The following is a 16,915-nucleotide window of genomic DNA, read 5'->3' as shown; positions in this document are numbered from 1 at the left end:
CGTTTCGTCAAAACTGCAATGGTTGTTGCAAGTGGTTCGACGGGCACGATGCGTTACCGTGGCGCGGTCGAGGGAGGGCGTGCGTGACAGAGACGGGAACCGACGACGGTTTCGAGGCGTGGCTTCGGGATCGGACACCGGAACGAGGCCTGCGGCCGAAGTCGGCCGCGGTGCTCGAAGTGCTGGTCTCGCAACCGCGCCGGGCGTCGTTCGGCTCGACCGCGGAGCTCGCCCAGCTCGCCGGGGTCAACGTCGCCACCGTCACCCGGACGGCGCAGGCGCTTGGGTTCGCCGGCTGGCCGGCGCTGCAACAGGAGTTGCGGGCGCGGTACATGTCGTCGCTGAGCGCGCCGCAGGTGGCCGAAGAACACCGGGATGTCGACTCGCCGGGTTCGGCTTCGTTGCGCCGGGACCTCGACAGCCTCGCCCTGCTCAACCGGCGGTTCGCCGAGGACGAGATCCGCCAGGTCGCCGAAGCCGTCGCGGGAGCGCGCCGGACGGTCGTCATCGCCGACGGCAGTTACGCCGCCGTCGGGATCGCGTTCGCGCACAACGCCCGGCTCGCCGGGTACGACGTCCACGCGATCACCGCGGGCGACGCCGAACTCGCCAACGCCACGGCGAAGCTCTCGTCCGAAGACGTGCTCATCGCGATCAGTTTCTGGCGCCTGTACGAAAGCACCGTGCTCGCCGCGAACGAAGCGAAGGCCAGGGGAGCGCGCGCGTTCGCCATCACCGACGCGGCGAGTCCCGCGCTGGCGGGCGCCGTCGAGCAGGTGCTGATGGTGCCGGCCGAGGGCGTGACCTTCTTCCCGTCGCTGACCGCGGGGATGAGCCTGGTGCAGGCGATCGTCGCGCAGCTCGCCGCCGTCGACCCGGTCCGCACCGGGGAGTCGATCGAGGCGGCCGAGGCCATGTGGTCGCGGTTCGACCTGCTGCACCGCCGCCCGGGATCGGCCGATCGGACAGTGCCGAAAAGGCCGACCGGTGGAGGCGTCTCCGCCGGATGACCGATCCGCCGCCCCCTGCCGGGAGGCGATCCTGGTTCCAGGCCGCCGGATCGGGCGGCACGGGATCGAGGAGGCCGAAATGACGATCATCGCGACTTTGGGTGCCTACGCCGGGCTCGGGCTTCTGGCGCTGATGGCGGCGACGCCGCTGCTGGTCGAACTCGACCAGCGGTTCCCGGTCGCCCGCCGGGCGAAGGCGGCCGAACGGGAACGCCGCATGCCCGCTGGACTCGCGTCGGCGTGACGCAGAGCACAGATTCGCTCCCGGACTACCTCACGTGAGTGATTCGCACTCCGCCAATTCGTAACTTTGTGTCGCGCTATGGAACGCTCTGTGACGTGACCGTGGATTTCTGCACCAATGCCCAGCCTTCCGACACCTTCGCGGAGTTCCGGAGGAACGTCGACGAACTGACCCAGGCCTTCATCGACGCCTGCCGTCAGGGCCGTACGCCGGGCGATGCTTCCCTTGACCTGCTGCAGCGGGTCCATCGCGAAGACCGCAACTGGGTCGTCGTCCACCTGACCTTCGCCATCGCGGCGCTCGCGCATCAGCGCACGCTGGCGCCGGCCGACACCGTCACCCGGCCAGGTGGCGTGACGGGTGCGCCGGAGCGCGCGTTGTTAGCTTCCGCGAGTGACTGATCCGACCATCTCCGCGGTCATCGCGGTGTTCGCGGGTTTCGTGCTCGCGGGCTTCCTGGCCGTCCCGTACATCGCCGCGAGTTACCGGCGCCGCGGCGAACTCGGGCTCTGGCGGGTTCTGCTGGTGTTCGGGTTCCTGGTCTACGCCATGTCGCTGTGGACGTACACGTTGCTCCCCATCCCGGAGACGACGACGGCGTGGTGCGCCGAACACGCGTCCAGCCATCTGCAATTGCGCCCGTTCCAGTTCGTCGCCGACATCCGCCGTGAACAGACCGGCGCGGGGCTGCGGGCGTTCCTGCGCAATCCGGCCGTCCGGCAGGCGGTGTTCAACGTCGCCTTGTTCGTGCCGCTGGGGATGTTCGTGCGGCACCTCTTCCGGCGGGGTTTCCTCACCACCGTCGCCATCGGCTTCGCGGTCTCGCTGTTCATCGAATGCACCCAGCTGACCGGCGTCTGGTTCCTGTTCGAGTGCCCGTACCGGCTGGCCGACGTCGACGACCTGCTGACCAACACCCTCGGCGCCGCCGTCGGGTTCGGGCTCGCCCCGTTGCTGCGGCTGCTGCCGGGGAACGAACCGTCGGCGCCGCCCGGGACACCGCGGCCGGTCACAGCGCGCCGCCGCTTGCTCGGGATGGCCGTCGACGTCGTGTCCGTCATCCTGCTCGGCACGACGGTCGGGATCGTGACGACCCTGCTCGTGGGTGAACCGAACACCGTGGTCACCGCGCTGATCGGCACCTTCCTGCCCGCGCTGCTCCTGCTGTTCGTCATCCCGGTGGTGGGAAACGGCGCCAGCTTCGGGCAGCGCGTCGTGTTGCTGCGCCCCGCCGGTCCGGACGGCGGAAAACCCGCCCTGTGGCGGATGATCGTGCGATTCCTGACCGGGTCCGGCGGCTATTTCACGCTGCTCACCCTGGCTTCGGTGGTCAATGGAGGCTTCGAGCCGCTCGCGAATCTGCTGTTCTTCGCCAGCGGCATCCTCGCTATCCGGCCCGAAGGCCACCAAGGACTCTCCGGGCTGATCGCCGGCCTGCGCATGGCCGACGTGCGGGCCCTCGACGACCCGGAGGTGCCGAGTCTCGTGAGTGGTAAGGACGGTTAGAACCGTCCTTGCCACGCACGAGACTCACCACCCGATCGGGTCGACCCTGCCGTTCCCGCGAGTCATTCCGCCTGGCAGGAGGCGCGGGCCGGAACACTCGCCCGGTGGACGTGGAGTCGATGGACGACGTGGCCGACTGTCTGCTGTCGGTGGCCTGGAACATCTTCCCGTTGATGGGGAAACCACCCGCGAGCCCGGGGAACCGGACGGAGGAGATCCGGACCCTGCTCGTCGACGCCTGCCACGACGCCGGGATGCGCGCCCGCGAACGGGCCGCGTCGCACGGAGCGGGAACCGAAGAGGAACGCCGTCCCTTCCTGCGTCTCGCGGAGATCGGGACGGACGCGAACCTGTTCCTGGGCATGGTTTCCGGCACGCTGGTCGCCGATCCCGAGCGCATCCGCCGCCGCTGGGCCGAGATCGAGACGCTCGTCCTCGAAGCGGGGGAGCTCGCCGCGCTGATCGAGGGGCGACCGGAGGACCGGCCGCCCCTCACCGCGGGAGATCAGTCCTTTTCCAGCGTCAGGTCGTAGCGGTCGAGCACCTCCTTGACGGGCTGGAAGAAGGTGGTGCCGCCTTCACTGCAGTTACCGGAGCCGCCCGAGGTCATGCCTTGCGCCTGCACCAGTTTCGTGCCGGAGCCCGACGAAGGACGGCTGACGAACGAGCCACCGGAGTCACCGGGCTCGGCGCAGGCGTCGGTCTGGGTGAGGCCTCGCACGATGTTCCCGTTGCCGTAGTTCACCGTCTGGTCCAGGGCTTCGACGCGTCCGCAGTGCCAGTGGGTGGTGATCCCGGACCGGCAGATCCGGCCGCCGACGCCGACCACGTCGGCCCCCTCGATCCGCACGTCGGAACCGTCCTCGTAGCGGTCGACCCGGGGCGGGGTCGAGACGTCGGAATGCGTCACCTTGACCGTCCCGTAGTCGTTCCCGGGGAAGGACGATTTCGCGACCTTGCCGATCGTGCCGCCGACACCGCGCACGGTGCCGCCGAGTTCGGTGCAGTGGCCCGCGGTGATCACGTAATGGTCGTCATCGTCGTAGGCGTTGAACCCGACCGAGCAGGCGCCACCGCTGAAGTACAGACCCTGGCCGCCGACCACGCTCCACAACGGCCGTGGCGCGCTCTTCACGTGGTCCACCCGCACCGGTACGCCGGCGGAGGCGGCCCACGCCCGGCCCGCGGGATCACCGCCCACCACGCTCACCACGACCTCGTTCGCCGGTACGTCGACGTACCAGCCGGCGACCGAATCGGGCAGGCCCGTGGTTCTGTTGTCCAATGTGGACTGAATTCGCTTCAGTTCGGCGGCGCTGTGCTTGACCACCTTCGGATTCGCGCCCGCGGCGCGGATCCTGGCCGACTGGCGCGCGTCGGTGGTGCCGACGACGAGTTCGCCGGTCGTGGTGTCCAGCCAGGTGCCGGCGAACGCGGCGCCGAGTGAGGTGCCGAGTTTCTGTTGCGCGGCGGCCAAAGTGGCCGGTCCGGCCGCTTCGTTCAGCACCGATGTCGCCGCCGAAGCCGGGGCCGCGAAGGCGGTGACTGCCGCCGCGGCGCCGATCAGGACGGTCAGGGTGCGCAGGGGGCGTCGGATCACGAAAACCTCCAGGAAATTCAGTGCGGGAAACCCTCCTCATTCGACGTTACGACAGCGGGACGTCGCGCGAATGCCGCCATTTGAGTAGCGCTGTGAATTCGCCTTTCCGGCTCAGTGAAATGGTCATCCCTCACTCGTGTGAGTGGAAACTGCACGATTTGCCGTCCCCGATTCCCTGACCGGCGAACGACTGACAGCGACGTGCGTACGTCCATTCGGGAAAGCGGCGGTCAAGGCCGGAAAACGGGGATCACCTGATGGTGTCCGCGCTGAACCCGTTCGTCCGCATCGGTGACGAACGCGTTTCTTTCACCAGCAGGAAACAAGGCCCGCCGTGAACATCATGCCGACGGTGAGCACGGGCGGGGCGAACAAGGCCAGTGTTCCGCCCGCGACGGCCCGCACCCGTTCCGGAAAGCGCGACGGCCCGCTCGGGTGCCGCGCCAGCCAGCGCAGCCGGAGCGCGGTGTCACCGTCGGCGGCCTGGATGGACAACAGCGCCGAGCGAACGGTGTCCGGTCCGTGCCCGGCCGCGGCCGCCCGGTCGGCCGCCAGTTCGACCAGCAGCCGGACCGCGCCGGGGAGTTCTCGCATGAGCGGCACGAAACGCAACGTGCGGCCGAGCGTTTCGGCGCAGCCGGCCAGGAAATGATGCCTGCCGCGCAGATGGGCGCGTTCGTGGGCCAGCACCGCGGCCAGTTCGCGGGACGACAGCCTTCCGGCCAGGCCCTGGCTGGCGACGATCAGGCCGTCGCGGCCGCCGAGGCTGTAGGCGATCGGACGATCGTCGGGCAGCCACAGGGTCGGCCCCGGTCGCGCGCCGGACAGCCGGAGCACGTCGAGATGGCGCCGGTGCAGCAGCGAGCTGCGTTTCCGCCGCCGCGCGGTGGACAACGCGAGCCGGGCCGCCGCGATCGCGAGCGCGATGGCGGCGAAGGTCCCGGCGACCGGATCGAGGCCCGGAAGGCCGCTGTGGCCGACGGCCGCCCAGCATTCGTGGAGGATCCGGGTGATGGCCCCCGCGGGACCGTGGTCCGGCAGGACGAGGAGCAGGACGGCGCCGAGCGTGCCGGCGAGGACGCCCGCCGCGGTCAGCAGCCACCACGCGAGCGCGGTGCCGGGGCTGATCCCGCCGGCGGTCAGCCTGCCCAGCAGCCGGGGTGAGAACCAGCCGGTCACCACCACGCCGAACAGGAGCACCGCCGCCAGGATCATCGCTTGCCGGGCTTCCGTCGCAAGGCCCGCCGCAGGATGTCCGACTCCTCTTCGGTGACCGAGCGCGCGAAATGCAGCAGCACGGATTCCCGGTCTTCCGAAGCGTCGAGGAGTTCGCGGAGGCTTTGTGCGGTGGCCTCCTCACGGGTCGCCACGGCGCGGTAGCGATACGCGCGATTCTCCATTTCGCGTTCGACCCATTCCTTGCGGTGCAGGTTGTCCAGCACGGTCATCACCGTGGTGTAGGCGAGATCGCGATCCCGGTTGATCGCCTCGAGGACCTGGCGCACCCGCAAGGGTTCCGCCGCGTCCCAGAGCACGTCCATCACCGACGCTTCGAGCTCGCCCAGCCGTTGCATGACACCTCCGCCGGGAAGGATACTGTGCCGCCCCCGCTCAGCCGACGACGCGCCGCGCGCCCATCAGGTGCCCGTCGCCCTTGACCGAACGGACGTCGACGAGCTGGCCCTCGGTCGGCGCGTCGACCATCTTGCCGCTGCCGACGTACATGCCGACGTGGTGGATGGCCCCGGGATTGCCGGTTCCGTCGTCGTAGAAGACGAGGTCGCCGGGCACGAGCGCGTCCAGCGGGACGGCCTTCCCCACGGTGTACTGCTGACGGCTGGTGCGCGGGAGCGAGATGCCGGCCTGCTTGTACGCCCACGACGTCAGGCCGGAGCAGTCGAATTCGCTCGGCCCGGTGGCGCCCCATTCGTATTGCGAGCCCCGTTTGGACAGTGCCGCCTGCAGCGCGTCGTTCGCGGCACCGGGCGGGCCGAGATAGGAGCCCTTGTCCTGGACCTTGCCGAGTTTCGCCTTGTCCGCGGCCGGCAGTTCGCCGAGTGCCTGGCGCACCTTGGCGATCTGGTCGTCGAGGTCCTTCTTGCGGGTGCGGACCTGCTCCAGTGCCACCGTCGCGTCGTTCGCCGCGAGCTGGGCCGTTTCCCGCGCGTCCGTCGCCGTGGCGCGTGCCGTCTGGGCCTTCCCGAGCGCGTCACGCAGGCCGTTCAACGCCTTGGCCTTCTCGTCGGCCAGGACCGACAGCGCCGAAGAGCGGTCGAGGAACTCCTGTCTGCTGCCGCTGTCGAGCAGCAGGACGGCGTTGCCGAGCCGCTCGCCGCTCATCGCGGACCGCGCGATCGCCTCGACCTGGGGCCGGAACCGATCGATCGCCGACTGGGCCAGCGTGAGGTCTCCGTCGGCCCGGCCGAGGGCCGCCGTCGCCTGGTCGCGCTCGGTCTCGCGGGTCTTCAGCCGGTCCTGGGATTCCTGCAGGTCCTCGTCGGCCTTGGCCGCCTGGGCGCCGAGTTCCTGATAGCGCCGCATCGGATCCTGGCCGTCCGGCGCCGGTTGCGCGCTCGCGGGGAGCGCGCCGAAGCCGAGGAGCATGAGGGCGGCGGTGGCGGCGAGAGGATGCCGCGGCGAGCGCCTAGAGGGGGTCACGGGTGCCGAATCTCCTGTCGCGCAGGTTCAACTATCGCGCTTAGTAGTACGGGGACGGTTGTGAGCGCGCGGTGAAGTCCTACTAAGACACCTAGTACTAAGAAGCGTGGGAGATTTGCTACGGTGGGAACCGTGAGTGTCTCTCCGGCTACTCTTCGTCGACTCGTGGTGGCCTTGCTGCTGCTGGTCGTGGCGGGTTCGGGAATCGTCGGCTGCCTCGACGGGCACGTCGAGGCAGCCGCCACGTCGGCTTCGCATGACTGCCCGCCTCGTGAGGGACACGCGCACGCCCGCTCGCTCACCACCCTCGCCGTGCGCAGCGAGGAGTCTCCCTCGGCGCCGGATCTTTCGTCCTCGACGGTGGGCGTGGTTTCGCCTGCGGAGCAAGAGAAGACACGTCTGCTTTCCGCCGGGCGGAGGGGATACCGGACACTCGTCGAGTTGTGTGTTTCGCGGACCTGATGGACGTCGCGCCGTCCTGCTCCCGTCCGTACCGCACAGAAAGACGAATCCTCGATGAACGCTGTCCTGCCCCCGCGCGCGGCGCTTGCCGTCGGCAACACGCCCGTGCTCTGGATCGACGAACGACTCACCGGCTCCGGTAAGGGTTTCTGGGCCAAACTGGAGGGCTTCAACCCCGGCGGCATGAAGGACCGCCCCGCGTTGCACATGGTGGCGGCGGCCAAGGCCCGCGGCGACCTGGCCGACGGTGCGACGATCGTCGAGTCGACCAGCGGGACCCTCGGGCTCGGGCTCGCGCTGGCCGGGATCGTCCACGGGCATCCGGTCACCCTCGTCACCGATCCCGGGATGGAACCGATCGTGCGGCGGATGCTCACCGCGCACGGCACCCGCGTCGACCTCGTCACCGAACCCCATCCGGTGGGCGGCTGGCAGCAGGCACGCCGCGACCGGGTCCAGCGGGTGCTGGCGGAACAGCCCGGCTCCTGGTGTCCCGACCAGTACCACAACCCGGACAACGTCGACGCGTACGCGGGCCTTGCCGAGGAACTGGCCGCGCAGCTGGGCCGGATCGACGTGCTGGTGTGCTCGGTCGGCACCGGCGGGCATTCGGCCGGGACCTTCCGCGCCCTGCGGCGGTATTCCCCGCAGCTGCGCCTGATCGGCGTGGACACCGTCGGCTCGACGATCTTCGGGCAGCCCGCCACGTCACGGCTGATGCGCGGGCTCGGGTCGAGCATCCATCCGCGCAACGTCGACTACGACGCGTTCGAGGAGGTCCACTGGGTCGCCCCGGCCGAAGCGGTGTGGACGTGCCGCCGTCTCGCCGCGGCGCAGTACGCGACCGGCGGCTGGAGCGTCGGCGCGGTCGCCCTCGTGGCCGCCTGGCTGGCCCGCACACACGATCCGGACGTGCGGATCGCCGCGATCTTCCCGGACGGCCCCCAGCGTTACTTCGACACCGTCTACAACGACGAGTACTGCGCGGGACACGGGCTGCTCGATGTCGCCCCGGCGAGGGAACCGGACGTCATCGGCCACCCCGGCGAACGCGTGGTGGAACGCTGGACCCGGTGCCGCACGATCGTGGATCCCGCGCTGTGACGGGGTTCGCCGAGCGGTTCCGGTCGTTCGACCGGCCCAGCAAGGTACTGATGGTCAACCAGTTCACCATCAACGTCGGGTTCTACATGCTGATGCCGTACCTGGCGGGCTACCTCGCGGGCCCGCTGGGGCTGGCGGGCTGGGCCGTCGGCCTGGTGCTGGGCATCCGCAACTTCTCGCAGCAGGGCATGTTCCTGGTCGGGGGCACGCTGGCCGACCGGTTCGGCTACAAACCGCTCATCGTCGCCGGATGCGTGCTGAGGACGGCGGGGTTCGCGTTGTTGAGCGTGACATCGTCGTTGCCGTCGCTGATCGTCGCGTCCGCGGCCACCGGATTCGCCGGGGCGCTGTTCAACCCGGCGGTCCGCGCCTATCTGGCCGCGGACGCGGGGGAGCGGCGGCTCGAGGCCTTCTCGGTGTTCAACGTCTTCTACCAGGGCGGGATCCTCGCCGGGCCGGTGGTCGGGCTCGCGCTGACCGCCGTCGACTTCCGGCTGACCTGCCTGGTCGCCGCCGCGGTCTTCGGCGTCCTGACCGTGGTGCAGATACGGGCGCTGCCCGCGCACGAGACCGAACGCGACCGCTCGTCGGTCTGGTCGGACTGGCGGGTCGTCGTGGCGAATCGCTCCTTCCTGCTGTTCGCGCTGGTCATGATCGGCTCGTACGTGCTGTCCTTCCAGACCTATCTGGCGCTTCCGATGGAGGCCCGCCGGATCACCGGATCGGAGACGTCGGCGACCGTGCTCATCGCCGGGCTGTTCGTGATCTCCGGCGGGCTCGCGATCGCCGGGCAGCTCAAGCTCACGGCCTGGGCCAAGGACCGGTGGCCGCCCGGCACCTGCCTGGCGGTGGGCATGACGTTCATGGCCGCGGCCTTCGTCGCGCCGCTGACCGTCGCCAGGGCGGGCCCGGTCGTCGCGGGAGCCGGGTTGCTCGTCTCCGCGGCCCTGCTGGCGGTGGGGACGGTCGTCGTCTTCCCGTTCGAAATGGACACCGTCGTGCGGCTTTCCGGCGATCGGCTCGTCGCCACGCATTACGGCTTCTACAACACGATCGTCGGCGTGGGCATCCTCCTCGGCAACCTGTTCACCGGCACCGTCTTCGACCTCGCGCGCCGGGCGGGTTTCCCGGAGTTCCCCTGGCTCGCCCTGACGGTGATCGGTGCCGTCTGCGCCTTCGGGTTGCGTGGTCTCGACCGGAGCCGGCTTCAGACAAGCGTCGTCCAGTAACTCCAGAAGGCCTGAAGGACCGCGACGGTGACGGCGGCGTACCAGACCACGAGCACCACGCTGTGGTACCGGAGCGCCGCCTTCACCTCCGGTCCTTTGTGGAGGTTGTGCAGGGTCGTGTACCAGAACACCGCGATGGTGACCGCCCACACGACCATGCAGTAGGGGCACAACGCGCCGATGACGTACAGACTCTGGATCATCAGCCAGTGCACGAACACGACACCGAGCGCCGAACCGATCTGGAGGCCCAGCCAGTACCACCGCGGGAGCCGCGCCCCGCCGAGCAGGGCGACCCCGGTCGTGACGACCACGCCGAATCCGGCGATCCCCAGCAACGGGTTCGGGAAGCCGAACAGTTCCGCCTGCGGTGTCTTCATGATCGAGCCGCAGCTGAGGACCGGGTTGACACTGCAGGTCGGGATGTAGGAGAAATCCTTGAGCAGCCGGAACTTCTCGATGGTGAGGACGAACGACGCCAGCAGGCCGATCGCGCCGCCGACGACCAGCGCCCATGGCGTCACGCGGACGGCGAACGGCTTCACTTGGCCAGTTCCCGGTCGATGGCCGCCTTGAGGCCCTGATAGGACGGTGACCCCGAGAACTTCACGCCGTTGACGAAGAACGTCGGTGTGCCCTCGACGCCGATGTTCGCGCCGTCGGTCCGGTCGGCCAGCACCCGGCCGAGGGTGACCTGGTCGTCCAGCGCGGTCTCGAAGGCTTTGAGGTCGAGGCCCAGCTGCCGGGCGAAGCCGAGGAAGGTTTCGCGATGGGAGACCTGCTGGTCGCCCCACTCCGGCTGCTTCTCGAACATCAGGCGGTACATCGGTTCGAGCTTGCCCTGTTTGCCCGCCGCTTCCACCGCCCGGGCGGCGAGCTCGGCGTTCCGGTGACTGGGGATGGGGAAATAGCGCATGACGAAGGTGACCCGGTCGCCGTACTCGGCTCGGAGCCGCTCGACGCCTGGGAAGGCGGCGCCGCACGCCTCGCATTCGAGGTCGAGGAACTCCACGACGGTCACCTTGCTGCCCGGCGGGTCGGAGAGCCGGTGGCTGTCGGGCCGGACGAGGATCGACGCGGGTACCGCAGGAGGCGCGTCCGCCTGCGCGGCCGGGGTGTCCTCACCGAGATCGGTGAAGACGAGCAACGCGGCCACGACCGCGATCACGACGGCCACGACCGTCAGGGAAACCTTGGTGTTCTTGGTCATTCTGTTGTGTCCTTGGCTGGGTTCCGGCAACTGAAAACGGCAGGGGGCGACGCCGGATCAGGTACGGGAAACGCAGAGCAGGACGAGGGGCGGAGTGCTCGAAGAAAACCTCGCCGGTGAGGTCGGCGGTACTTCCGCCTCACGGCGTCGATGCTGCCGGACGACGAGGAAGAGCACGGCGAGCAGCGCCACGCCGATCCCCGTCAGGTCGTCGAGGTGGTTGTCCGGAACGGGCTGCTCCACCGGGCTGAGCAGGGACGTCGCCGGATCGCATTCGCCAGCCGGACCGGTGACGTGGGTCGCTTCGGCGGCGAAGAGGGGAGCGCAGGGTGAACCGGCCGCCGCGGCGCCGTCACTGCACAGCGCGCCCTGCAGAAGGGCGACGGCGGTGAGCACGGCCAGCACGGCGAAAAGCCGCGCGGTCATCCTCACTGTCCTTCTGCCGGTCACGCGGACAGGGTAAAGGTGACCTTGTAAAGCCGACGCGAACTCGGACAAAACGGCCTACAGTGGTCGGCGATCCCGAGTGGAAGGACGACGTGCTGTGCCGAGGTTCAAGGATGTCTACGCTGTTCTGCCGGTCTCTGACCATGCCGCCGCGGTCGCCTGGTACGAGCGGTGGATCGGGCGGCGACCCGACACCGAACCCATGGAAGGCGTCGCGGAATGGCTGATCGCCGGGAGCGCGGGCATCCAGGTCGCCCACGACCCGGAACCCGCGGGCAAGAGCACCGTGGTCATCGGCGTCGAAGACATCGACGAGACCGTCGGCGACCTCGCGGAGCGCGGCGTGGAATGCGGTCCGGTCCAGGACTTCGGCTTCGTCAAATTGACGGAGATCGTGGATCCGGCGGGCAACAAGGTCACCTTCGTCTGGGAGAACCCGTCGCCTCGGTGATGAGGTCAATTCTTTCCGGAAGATGACGGCATCGCGCTCGCCGTTGCCCGTCGCGGGTGGCCGATGGTCCGATTCCCTCCGTCATCGACACTGGAGGGAATTCCATGAAGCATTCGAGGCGCAAGGCTTTCGCGCTGGCACTGCTCGTTCCGCTCGCCACGCTCGTCGCGGTGCCCAGCGCGGAGGCGGCGACCGAACGCACGATCAAGGTCGTCACCTACAACGTGGGCGACGCGGGCGGGCTCAAGGCCGACCTCGTCCGTCTCATCGAGACCGAACGTCCCGCCGTCCTGGGACTGCAGGAGGTCGCCGATCGCGAGGACGTCGTGCGGGAGGCCGCGGCGGCGACGGGCTATGTCGCCATCTACGAGACGGATCGGCGCGCGATCAAGCACAACGCCATCCTGGTGCGCGGAAACATGACCATCACCGGCCATGGCGCGGGCGAGATCTCACCCGCGTCCAAAGTGGACCCCTCCACGCCCGGTACCGGCCCCGCCGAGCCGGGTGACTGCGGCTGCTGGGTGCCGCCCAAGTACGTCAACTGGGTGCGGGTCGGAGGCGCGGGCTTCGAGTGGGTCGTCGGCGTGGTGCACCTGACCCCGTCCGCGCAACGGTTCGAGCTCAACCGCGAACTGCACAACCTGCAGGTCCGCAACACCGCGGACTGGTTCTCCTCGCGAGCGGCCGAGCCGATCGTCATGGGGGACTTCAACGCCGAGCCGGGTTCGGAGCTGATGGCCGGGCTGCGGCGCGTGGCCGACTCCTACAGCGCGCCGAGCCACGACGGCAGGTCCATCGACCACGTGTGGGCGAAGAAGGACTCGACCGGGTCCGCTGTGGACGCCCTCGGCGGCTACGGGAGCGACCACCGGCCGGTGCGCGCCCGCGTGACGGTGACCCGATGATGCGGCGCGCCCTGATCGCCGTCCTGTGCGGCGTCAGCCTCCTGACGTCCGGGCCGAGCGCGACCGCCGAAACCGGGCCCCGCGACGAGTCGCTGGACTTCCGGTTCCCGGCGGCGGATCTGATGCGGATTCCGGAGACGAACACCTACGTCGCGGTCGGCGCGAGCGTCCCCGGCAAGAAGCTTCCGTACACGAAGGTCGAGTTCAGCGGCGGAACCTTCCAGCGCCGAGGCGCCGTCGACGGCGATGCCTGGGACGGCGTCACGTTCCCCGCGGGCTATTGGGCGAGACCGGACTCTCCACTGTGGACACCGGCGCTGTTCGCGCATCAGGAGGACGGCCGCGTCGTCTACTACGTCTTCTACAGCGCGGCACTGCCCGGTTCCGAGCCCGCCGGACAGGCCAAACACTGTATCGGCTACGCGACCTCGTTGCGGGCCACGGGTGGGTTCGTCGCCAACGCGGATCCGCTGTTCTGCCCGGATCGCGGGTGGGCGATCGACGCCAACGTGAGCAGGGGACAGGGCGAGGTCTGGCTGACCCTGCGCAACGGCGCCTGGACACAAGACCGGGTCACCGCCCTCGGTGCAGCCAAACTGGAGTTCGACCGGTCCCGCCACGTGCGGCGGATAGCGGAAGCCGACGCGAAGAAGCTCATCGACAACGCGAACCTCGAGTGGACGCACCACAACAGCCCGTCCGACGACGTCCTCACGATCGAGAATCCCAACGCCGTCCGCATCGACGGGGACTGGTACCTGTTCTACTCGGGGAACAACTGGTACGCGAACCGGTACTCCACCGGCGTCGCCTACTGCGGAACCGCGCTGACGGACAACCGGTGCACCCCGATGGCCGAGCAGCGCGCGTACTTCTCCTACGAGCCCGACCCGGACGGCGAACCGCGGTTCCGGCCGGGACTGCCGGAGAAGTTCCGCAAGAAGAACCTGCCCGGCAACAAACGAGGTCCAGGCGCGTTCAACGCCTTCCAAGCGCCTGACGGATCGTGGTGGGCCTCGTGGAACTACATCACCGACGCGAGCCCGTTGCCGCAGGAGGATCCTTCTCCGGAACGGCGGAGCCGGATCGGTCGATTGACGAAAACCGGCAGCGGGGCCACGGCCGAGTTCAGCGTGAGCTGGTGAGTCCCTGAGGAAGCGGGCCTCCGTGGCCGCGGAGACCCGCTTCGTCGCTCAGTCGCGGGCGGCCTCCTGCAGCCGCTCGATGGTTTCGTCGATCCAGGCGACCCAGGTCTGAGCCATCATCTCGCCGGCCCGGCGGACCGAGTCCCAGACGAGCGGGTCGAGTTCGTTGCCGCCGGGGAGGGCGGTGGCCGCGGCGATCTGCTCCGGCATTTCGACGGCGAGCCGCTCGTGGTCCTTCACGTGGAGGTCGCGCATGACCCGGAGCTGGGTCACGGTGTCTTCCGGCGAACGGGAGCCGGCGAAGAAGAAGCGGACCATGAAGGGCACGCGGACGGGGTCGAGTTCGGTGACCAGCTCGTTCTGCCAGGAATCGAACGCCGCCCGCCCGGCGTCGGTGATCGTGTACACGCGGCGGTCCGGCCTGCTCTGCTGTGGCTCCACTTCGGACACGACCAGGCCGTTGTCCTCGAGCTGGCCCAGCGTGCGGTAGATCTGGCTGAGCTGGGCGGGCCAGACGAAGTGGATGCTGGAGCGGATCGCGGTGGCCAGGTCGTAGCCGGTCATCGGTTGCCGGAGCAGGAAGCCCAGCAGGGCGAATCTGAGCATCGGGCTCCTCTCGGCGGGAAACCCGGAGGATAGCAATCGGTCAGATCCGCTCGGCGTGCCGTGCGAACCAGGCGGAGAGGAGTTCGGTGACGCGCCGGGGCTGTTCGCGATGCGGCCAATGCCTGGTGTCGAGCCAGTGCAGCTCGGCCTGCTCGCACCGCGCCGCACTGGGTTCGGCGAGATGTTCGCCGAGCGCGCCGTCACGGCGGCCCCAGATGATCTGCGTCGGCACGCGCACCGTCACGGGATCCGCGGCGCGAAGCGACGTCAGCATCGACCGGAACATCGCGCGGTACCAGAAGAGCGGGCGTTGGATCGTGCCGGGATGGCGCCAGACGGCGCGGTGCCGGTCGAGGTCGGCGTCGTCGAGGTGGGCGCCGTGTTCGAGCATCGCCGCCAGCATCGCGCCGTTGCGGGCGCCGAGGATCGCCTCGGCGAGTCCGGGGATTTGGAACGCCACCATGTACCAGCTCCGCAGCAGCTGGGAAGGCTTGCGTCGCAACGAATCGGCGAACACCCGCGGGTGCGGGCAGTTGACGATGGTCAGCGATCGGACCAGATCCGGTCGTTCGCTCGCCACCGCCCAGGCGACGGCTCCGCCCCAGTCGTGCCCGACCAGATGTACCGGCGCCGCGTCTTGCCGCTCGATGAGCAGGACGATGTCCTCGGCCAGTTTGGGCATCGCGTAGTCGGCGACGGTGGCGGGCTTGGACGACAGGCCGTAGCCGCGCTGGTCCGGCGCGAGTACCCGGTACCCCTGCTCGGCGAGCGCGGTCATCTGCGGCTCGAAGGTGAACCACAGATCGGGCCAGCCGTGGAGGAACAGCGCGGCAGGGCCGTCTTCGGGGCCGTCGGTCTCGACGTGCAGCAAGACGTCGTCGACGTCGACGAACTGCGGACGGAACATTGGTGGGCTCCTCGTCGGACGGGTTCAACCGGCGCCGAGGACGGCGGCGACGGTCGCGGACAGGGGACCGGGATCGCGGTCGCGCAACGGCCTCAGCACCCGCCGGACGATCCGCGGGGAGCCGAGCGACGACAACGGCCGGTGGAGGTTGAGCACGTCGTTGAAGGCCGCCGCCACTTCGGGATCCAGCGCCGCCGCTCGTTCGAGGCGGTTGCGATAGCCCTCGCCGAACCTGGCCGTCCAGGGTGACCGGACTCCTTCGGTGCGGCATCCGTAGCGGATGTCCTCTCCGAGCGCGAGGCGCCAGGCTTCGGCGGAGGTGGCGGCGATGGCCCGTGCCGCCCGCCTTTCCAGCCCCCCGTCGTCCCCGGCGGCGAGCGCCCGGCCGAGCGCGGCCGCGGACAGCGCCGCCACGCTCATTCCCTGGCCGTAGATGGGATTGGCCGCGCTGGCGGCGTCGCCGAGCGCGATGACGCCACCGGGCAGTTCGCGAGCCCGGGCGTAGTGGCGGCGGGTGTTGCTGCGGACGCGGAAGGCCCGGATCGGGCCTGCCGGTGCCGACCGGCGAAGTGCCTCGGCCACCACGGGCGCGGTGAAGCGATCGGCGAAGTCCCGCAACCCGGCGAGATCCGACGGTACGGGTTCGTCGCGGGCGATCGAGCCGAACGAGATGTGCAGCAGGCCGTGCTCGATACGCAGGACGACACCGCCGACGGAGGAGCCGGATTCGGCCTGGCCCCCGAGGATGGCCAGCCATTCGGGATCGAAGGACGGATCGGGTTCGGTGACGACGCTGACGTAGCGGACGTCGGAGTGGACGATCGATTCCGGTGCGGGCCGGTATCCGATCCGTTCGAGCCACTCCGGCAGCGGTGAGCCGCGGCCCGAGGCGTCGACGACCAGGTCGGCGCCGAGCTCCTCGTCGGGCGTCCGGACGCCGGTGACCCGTCGGCGGGTCCGGTCGGCCGTCAGCCCGGTGGCGGGTGTCCGGTCCAGGATCGTCACGTTCGCCAACGCCCGGACGTGGTCGCGGATCGCGTGCTCGATCAGGATCCGGCTCGCGCCGAAGCCCCCGCTCCACCAGGCCGGTATCCGGATGGTCGTCCCGCCGCGGACGAGGAAGAGCGAACGGTCGCCCATCGCGGGGTCGCCGGACCCCGGAGTGAGCGCGCCACGGGCGGCCAGCTCCGCGGACAGACCGGGGAACAGTCCCACCAGTACGCGGCGGCCGGAGCCCAGCAGGCCGTGCGCGTGATGCGACTGCGGGACGAAACGCCGATGCTCCGGCCGGTCCGGGAGTTCGTCCCGCTCGACCACGACCACCTCGGCGTAGTGCTCGGACAGGACCCGTGCGGCCACGAGACCGGCGACCCCCGCCCCGAGCACCAGCGCACAATCCCGCCGAAGATATGACATGAGTCATATATA

21 protein-coding genes are annotated in these 16,915 nt (G+C 69.5%); 11 read left to right on the top strand and 10 right to left on the bottom strand.

Annotated elements, in window-relative coordinates; genetic code table 11:
* Positions 1-83 precede the first annotated feature (83 nt).
* From DMC64_RS34855 to DMC64_RS34840, 5 genes are all read left to right on the top strand, one after another.
* Positions 84-1,010 (top strand): MurR/RpiR family transcriptional regulator, encoded by a 927-nt coding sequence (locus DMC64_RS34855; protein ID WP_037337104.1) that lies wholly within the window; start codon positions 84-86, stop codon positions 1,008-1,010.
* Between the two features lie 79 nt (positions 1,011-1,089).
* On the top strand, positions 1,090-1,254 hold the full coding sequence (locus DMC64_RS42795; RefSeq protein WP_158634284.1) for a hypothetical protein: 165 nt from the start codon (positions 1,090-1,092) through the stop codon (positions 1,252-1,254).
* Between the two features lie 95 nt (positions 1,255-1,349).
* Positions 1,350-1,655, top strand: a complete 306-nt coding sequence (locus tag DMC64_RS34850; protein WP_125736954.1) for a hypothetical protein — start codon at positions 1,350-1,352, stop codon at positions 1,653-1,655.
* Positions 1,648-2,760, top strand: coding sequence for a VanZ family protein (locus tag DMC64_RS34845; RefSeq protein WP_125736953.1), 1,113 nt, complete (start codon positions 1,648-1,650; stop codon positions 2,758-2,760). Before DMC64_RS34850 ends, DMC64_RS34845 begins: the two co-directional genes overlap by 8 nt.
* A gap of 104 nt (positions 2,761-2,864) precedes the next feature.
* Entirely contained in the window at positions 2,865-3,293 is a 429-nt protein-coding gene (locus DMC64_RS34840) for a hypothetical protein (protein ID WP_125736952.1), read from the top strand.
* Here DMC64_RS34840 and DMC64_RS34835 read toward each other — a convergent pair.
* The 4 genes from DMC64_RS34835 to DMC64_RS34820 all read right to left on the bottom strand — a co-directional run bounded on the left by DMC64_RS34835 (position 3,266) and on the right by DMC64_RS34820 (position 7,018).
* Positions 3,266-4,360 (bottom strand): S1 family peptidase, encoded by a 1,095-nt coding sequence (locus DMC64_RS34835; protein WP_125736951.1) that lies wholly within the window; start codon positions 4,358-4,360, stop codon positions 3,266-3,268. The genes DMC64_RS34840 and DMC64_RS34835 overlap by 28 nt on opposite strands.
* Before the next feature lie 309 nt (positions 4,361-4,669).
* Positions 4,670-5,575, bottom strand: coding sequence for a M56 family metallopeptidase (locus DMC64_RS34830; RefSeq protein WP_125736950.1), 906 nt, complete (start codon positions 5,573-5,575; stop codon positions 4,670-4,672).
* On the bottom strand, positions 5,572-5,934 hold the full coding sequence (locus DMC64_RS34825; RefSeq protein ID WP_034306262.1) for a BlaI/MecI/CopY family transcriptional regulator: 363 nt from the start codon (positions 5,932-5,934) through the stop codon (positions 5,572-5,574). Before DMC64_RS34825 ends, DMC64_RS34830 begins: the two co-directional genes overlap by 4 nt.
* Before the next feature lie 37 nt (positions 5,935-5,971).
* Positions 5,972-7,018: a C40 family peptidase gene (locus tag DMC64_RS34820; protein ID WP_125736949.1), complete on the bottom strand. Its 1,047-nt coding sequence runs from the start codon at positions 7,016-7,018 to the stop codon at positions 5,972-5,974.
* Positions 7,019-7,183: 165 nt separating this feature from the next.
* Between DMC64_RS34820 and DMC64_RS34815 the strand changes: the two genes are divergently transcribed.
* Genes DMC64_RS34815 through DMC64_RS34805 form a run of 3 tightly spaced genes read left to right on the top strand, consistent with a single transcriptional unit; the run spans position 7,184 to position 9,813 of the window.
* Positions 7,184-7,480, top strand: coding sequence for a hypothetical protein (locus DMC64_RS34815; protein ID WP_199755190.1), 297 nt, complete (start codon positions 7,184-7,186; stop codon positions 7,478-7,480).
* A gap of 54 nt (positions 7,481-7,534) precedes the next feature.
* A complete protein-coding gene (locus tag DMC64_RS34810) occupies positions 7,535-8,584 on the top strand; it encodes a PLP-dependent cysteine synthase family protein (protein ID WP_125736948.1) in 1,050 nt (349 codons plus the stop codon).
* Positions 8,581-9,813, top strand: coding sequence for an MFS transporter (locus tag DMC64_RS34805; RefSeq protein WP_199755189.1), 1,233 nt, complete (start codon positions 8,581-8,583; stop codon positions 9,811-9,813). Before DMC64_RS34810 ends, DMC64_RS34805 begins: the two co-directional genes overlap by 4 nt.
* On the opposite strand, the gene DMC64_RS34800 is transcribed toward DMC64_RS34805, so the two are convergent.
* The 3 genes from DMC64_RS34800 to DMC64_RS34790 are packed head-to-tail and all read right to left on the bottom strand — an operon-like array spanning position 9,792 to position 11,449.
* On the bottom strand, positions 9,792-10,358 hold the full coding sequence (locus tag DMC64_RS34800) for a vitamin K epoxide reductase family protein (RefSeq protein WP_125736947.1): 567 nt from the start codon (positions 10,356-10,358) through the stop codon (positions 9,792-9,794). The two genes, DMC64_RS34805 and DMC64_RS34800, sit on opposite strands and share 22 nt — an antisense overlap.
* Entirely contained in the window at positions 10,355-11,023 is a 669-nt protein-coding gene (locus DMC64_RS34795) for a thioredoxin domain-containing protein (protein ID WP_125736946.1), read from the bottom strand. The genes DMC64_RS34800 and DMC64_RS34795 overlap by 4 nt, the downstream gene beginning before the upstream one ends.
* A gap of 57 nt (positions 11,024-11,080) precedes the next feature.
* Positions 11,081-11,449: a hypothetical protein gene (locus tag DMC64_RS34790; protein ID WP_125736945.1), complete on the bottom strand. Its 369-nt coding sequence runs from the start codon at positions 11,447-11,449 to the stop codon at positions 11,081-11,083.
* 118 nt (positions 11,450-11,567) lie between these two features.
* Here DMC64_RS34790 and DMC64_RS34785 point away from each other — a divergent pair, with 118 nt between their 5' ends.
* The 3 genes from DMC64_RS34785 to DMC64_RS34775 all read left to right on the top strand — a co-directional run bounded on the left by DMC64_RS34785 (position 11,568) and on the right by DMC64_RS34775 (position 13,974).
* Entirely contained in the window at positions 11,568-11,921 is a 354-nt protein-coding gene (locus tag DMC64_RS34785; RefSeq protein ID WP_125736944.1) for a VOC family protein, read from the top strand.
* 104 nt (positions 11,922-12,025) lie between these two features.
* The gene (locus tag DMC64_RS34780; RefSeq protein WP_125736943.1) at positions 12,026-12,829 is read left to right on the top strand and encodes an endonuclease/exonuclease/phosphatase family protein; all 804 of its coding nucleotides are present in this window, start codon (positions 12,026-12,028) and stop codon (positions 12,827-12,829) included.
* Positions 12,826-13,974, top strand: a complete 1,149-nt coding sequence (locus tag DMC64_RS34775) for a family 43 glycosylhydrolase (RefSeq protein WP_125736942.1) — start codon at positions 12,826-12,828, stop codon at positions 13,972-13,974. Before DMC64_RS34780 ends, DMC64_RS34775 begins: the two co-directional genes overlap by 4 nt.
* A 48-nt stretch (positions 13,975-14,022) precedes the next feature.
* On the opposite strand, the gene DMC64_RS34770 is transcribed toward DMC64_RS34775, so the two are convergent.
* From DMC64_RS34770 to DMC64_RS34760, 3 genes are read right to left on the bottom strand one after another with little or no spacing between them, the layout of a single operon-like run.
* Positions 14,023-14,580, bottom strand: coding sequence for a PadR family transcriptional regulator (locus DMC64_RS34770; protein WP_125736941.1), 558 nt, complete (start codon positions 14,578-14,580; stop codon positions 14,023-14,025).
* Between the two features lie 40 nt (positions 14,581-14,620).
* Positions 14,621-15,487, bottom strand: a complete 867-nt coding sequence (locus DMC64_RS34765) for an alpha/beta fold hydrolase (protein WP_125736940.1) — start codon at positions 15,485-15,487, stop codon at positions 14,621-14,623.
* A gap of 24 nt (positions 15,488-15,511) precedes the next feature.
* Positions 15,512-16,903, bottom strand: a complete 1,392-nt coding sequence (locus DMC64_RS34760) for an FAD-dependent monooxygenase (protein WP_125736939.1) — start codon at positions 16,901-16,903, stop codon at positions 15,512-15,514.
* Between the last annotated feature and the right edge of the window lie 12 nt (positions 16,904-16,915).

The sequence above is a fragment of the Amycolatopsis sp. WAC 04197 genome (genome assembly GCF_003947475.1).
Lineage (GTDB): Bacteria > Actinomycetota > Actinomycetes > Mycobacteriales > Pseudonocardiaceae > Amycolatopsis > Amycolatopsis japonica.
This window is presented reverse-complemented; position numbering and strand designations above follow the sequence as displayed.

Coding starts and splice junctions, on each gene's coding strand:
- DMC64_RS42795 (WP_158634284.1), top strand. CDS start 1,090: ATGACGATCATCGCGACTTTGGGTGCCTACGCCGGGCTCGGGCTTCTG.
- DMC64_RS34830 (WP_125736950.1), bottom strand. CDS start 5,575: ATGATCCTGGCGGCGGTGCTCCTGTTCGGCGTGGTGGTGACCGGCTGG.
- DMC64_RS34825 (WP_034306262.1), bottom strand. CDS start 5,934: ATGCAACGGCTGGGCGAGCTCGAAGCGTCGGTGATGGACGTGCTCTGG.
- DMC64_RS34810 (WP_125736948.1), top strand. CDS start 7,535: ATGAACGCTGTCCTGCCCCCGCGCGCGGCGCTTGCCGTCGGCAACACG.
- DMC64_RS34795 (WP_125736946.1), bottom strand. CDS start 11,023: ATGACCAAGAACACCAAGGTTTCCCTGACGGTCGTGGCCGTCGTGATC.
- DMC64_RS34790 (WP_125736945.1), bottom strand. CDS start 11,449: ATGACCGCGCGGCTTTTCGCCGTGCTGGCCGTGCTCACCGCCGTCGCC.
- DMC64_RS34780 (WP_125736943.1), top strand. CDS start 12,026: ATGAAGCATTCGAGGCGCAAGGCTTTCGCGCTGGCACTGCTCGTTCCG.
- DMC64_RS34775 (WP_125736942.1), top strand. CDS start 12,826: ATGATGCGGCGCGCCCTGATCGCCGTCCTGTGCGGCGTCAGCCTCCTG.
- DMC64_RS34770 (WP_125736941.1), bottom strand. CDS start 14,580: ATGCTCAGATTCGCCCTGCTGGGCTTCCTGCTCCGGCAACCGATGACC.
- DMC64_RS34765 (WP_125736940.1), bottom strand. CDS start 15,487: ATGTTCCGTCCGCAGTTCGTCGACGTCGACGACGTCTTGCTGCACGTC.
- DMC64_RS34760 (WP_125736939.1), bottom strand. CDS start 16,903: ATGTCATATCTTCGGCGGGATTGTGCGCTGGTGCTCGGGGCGGGGGTC.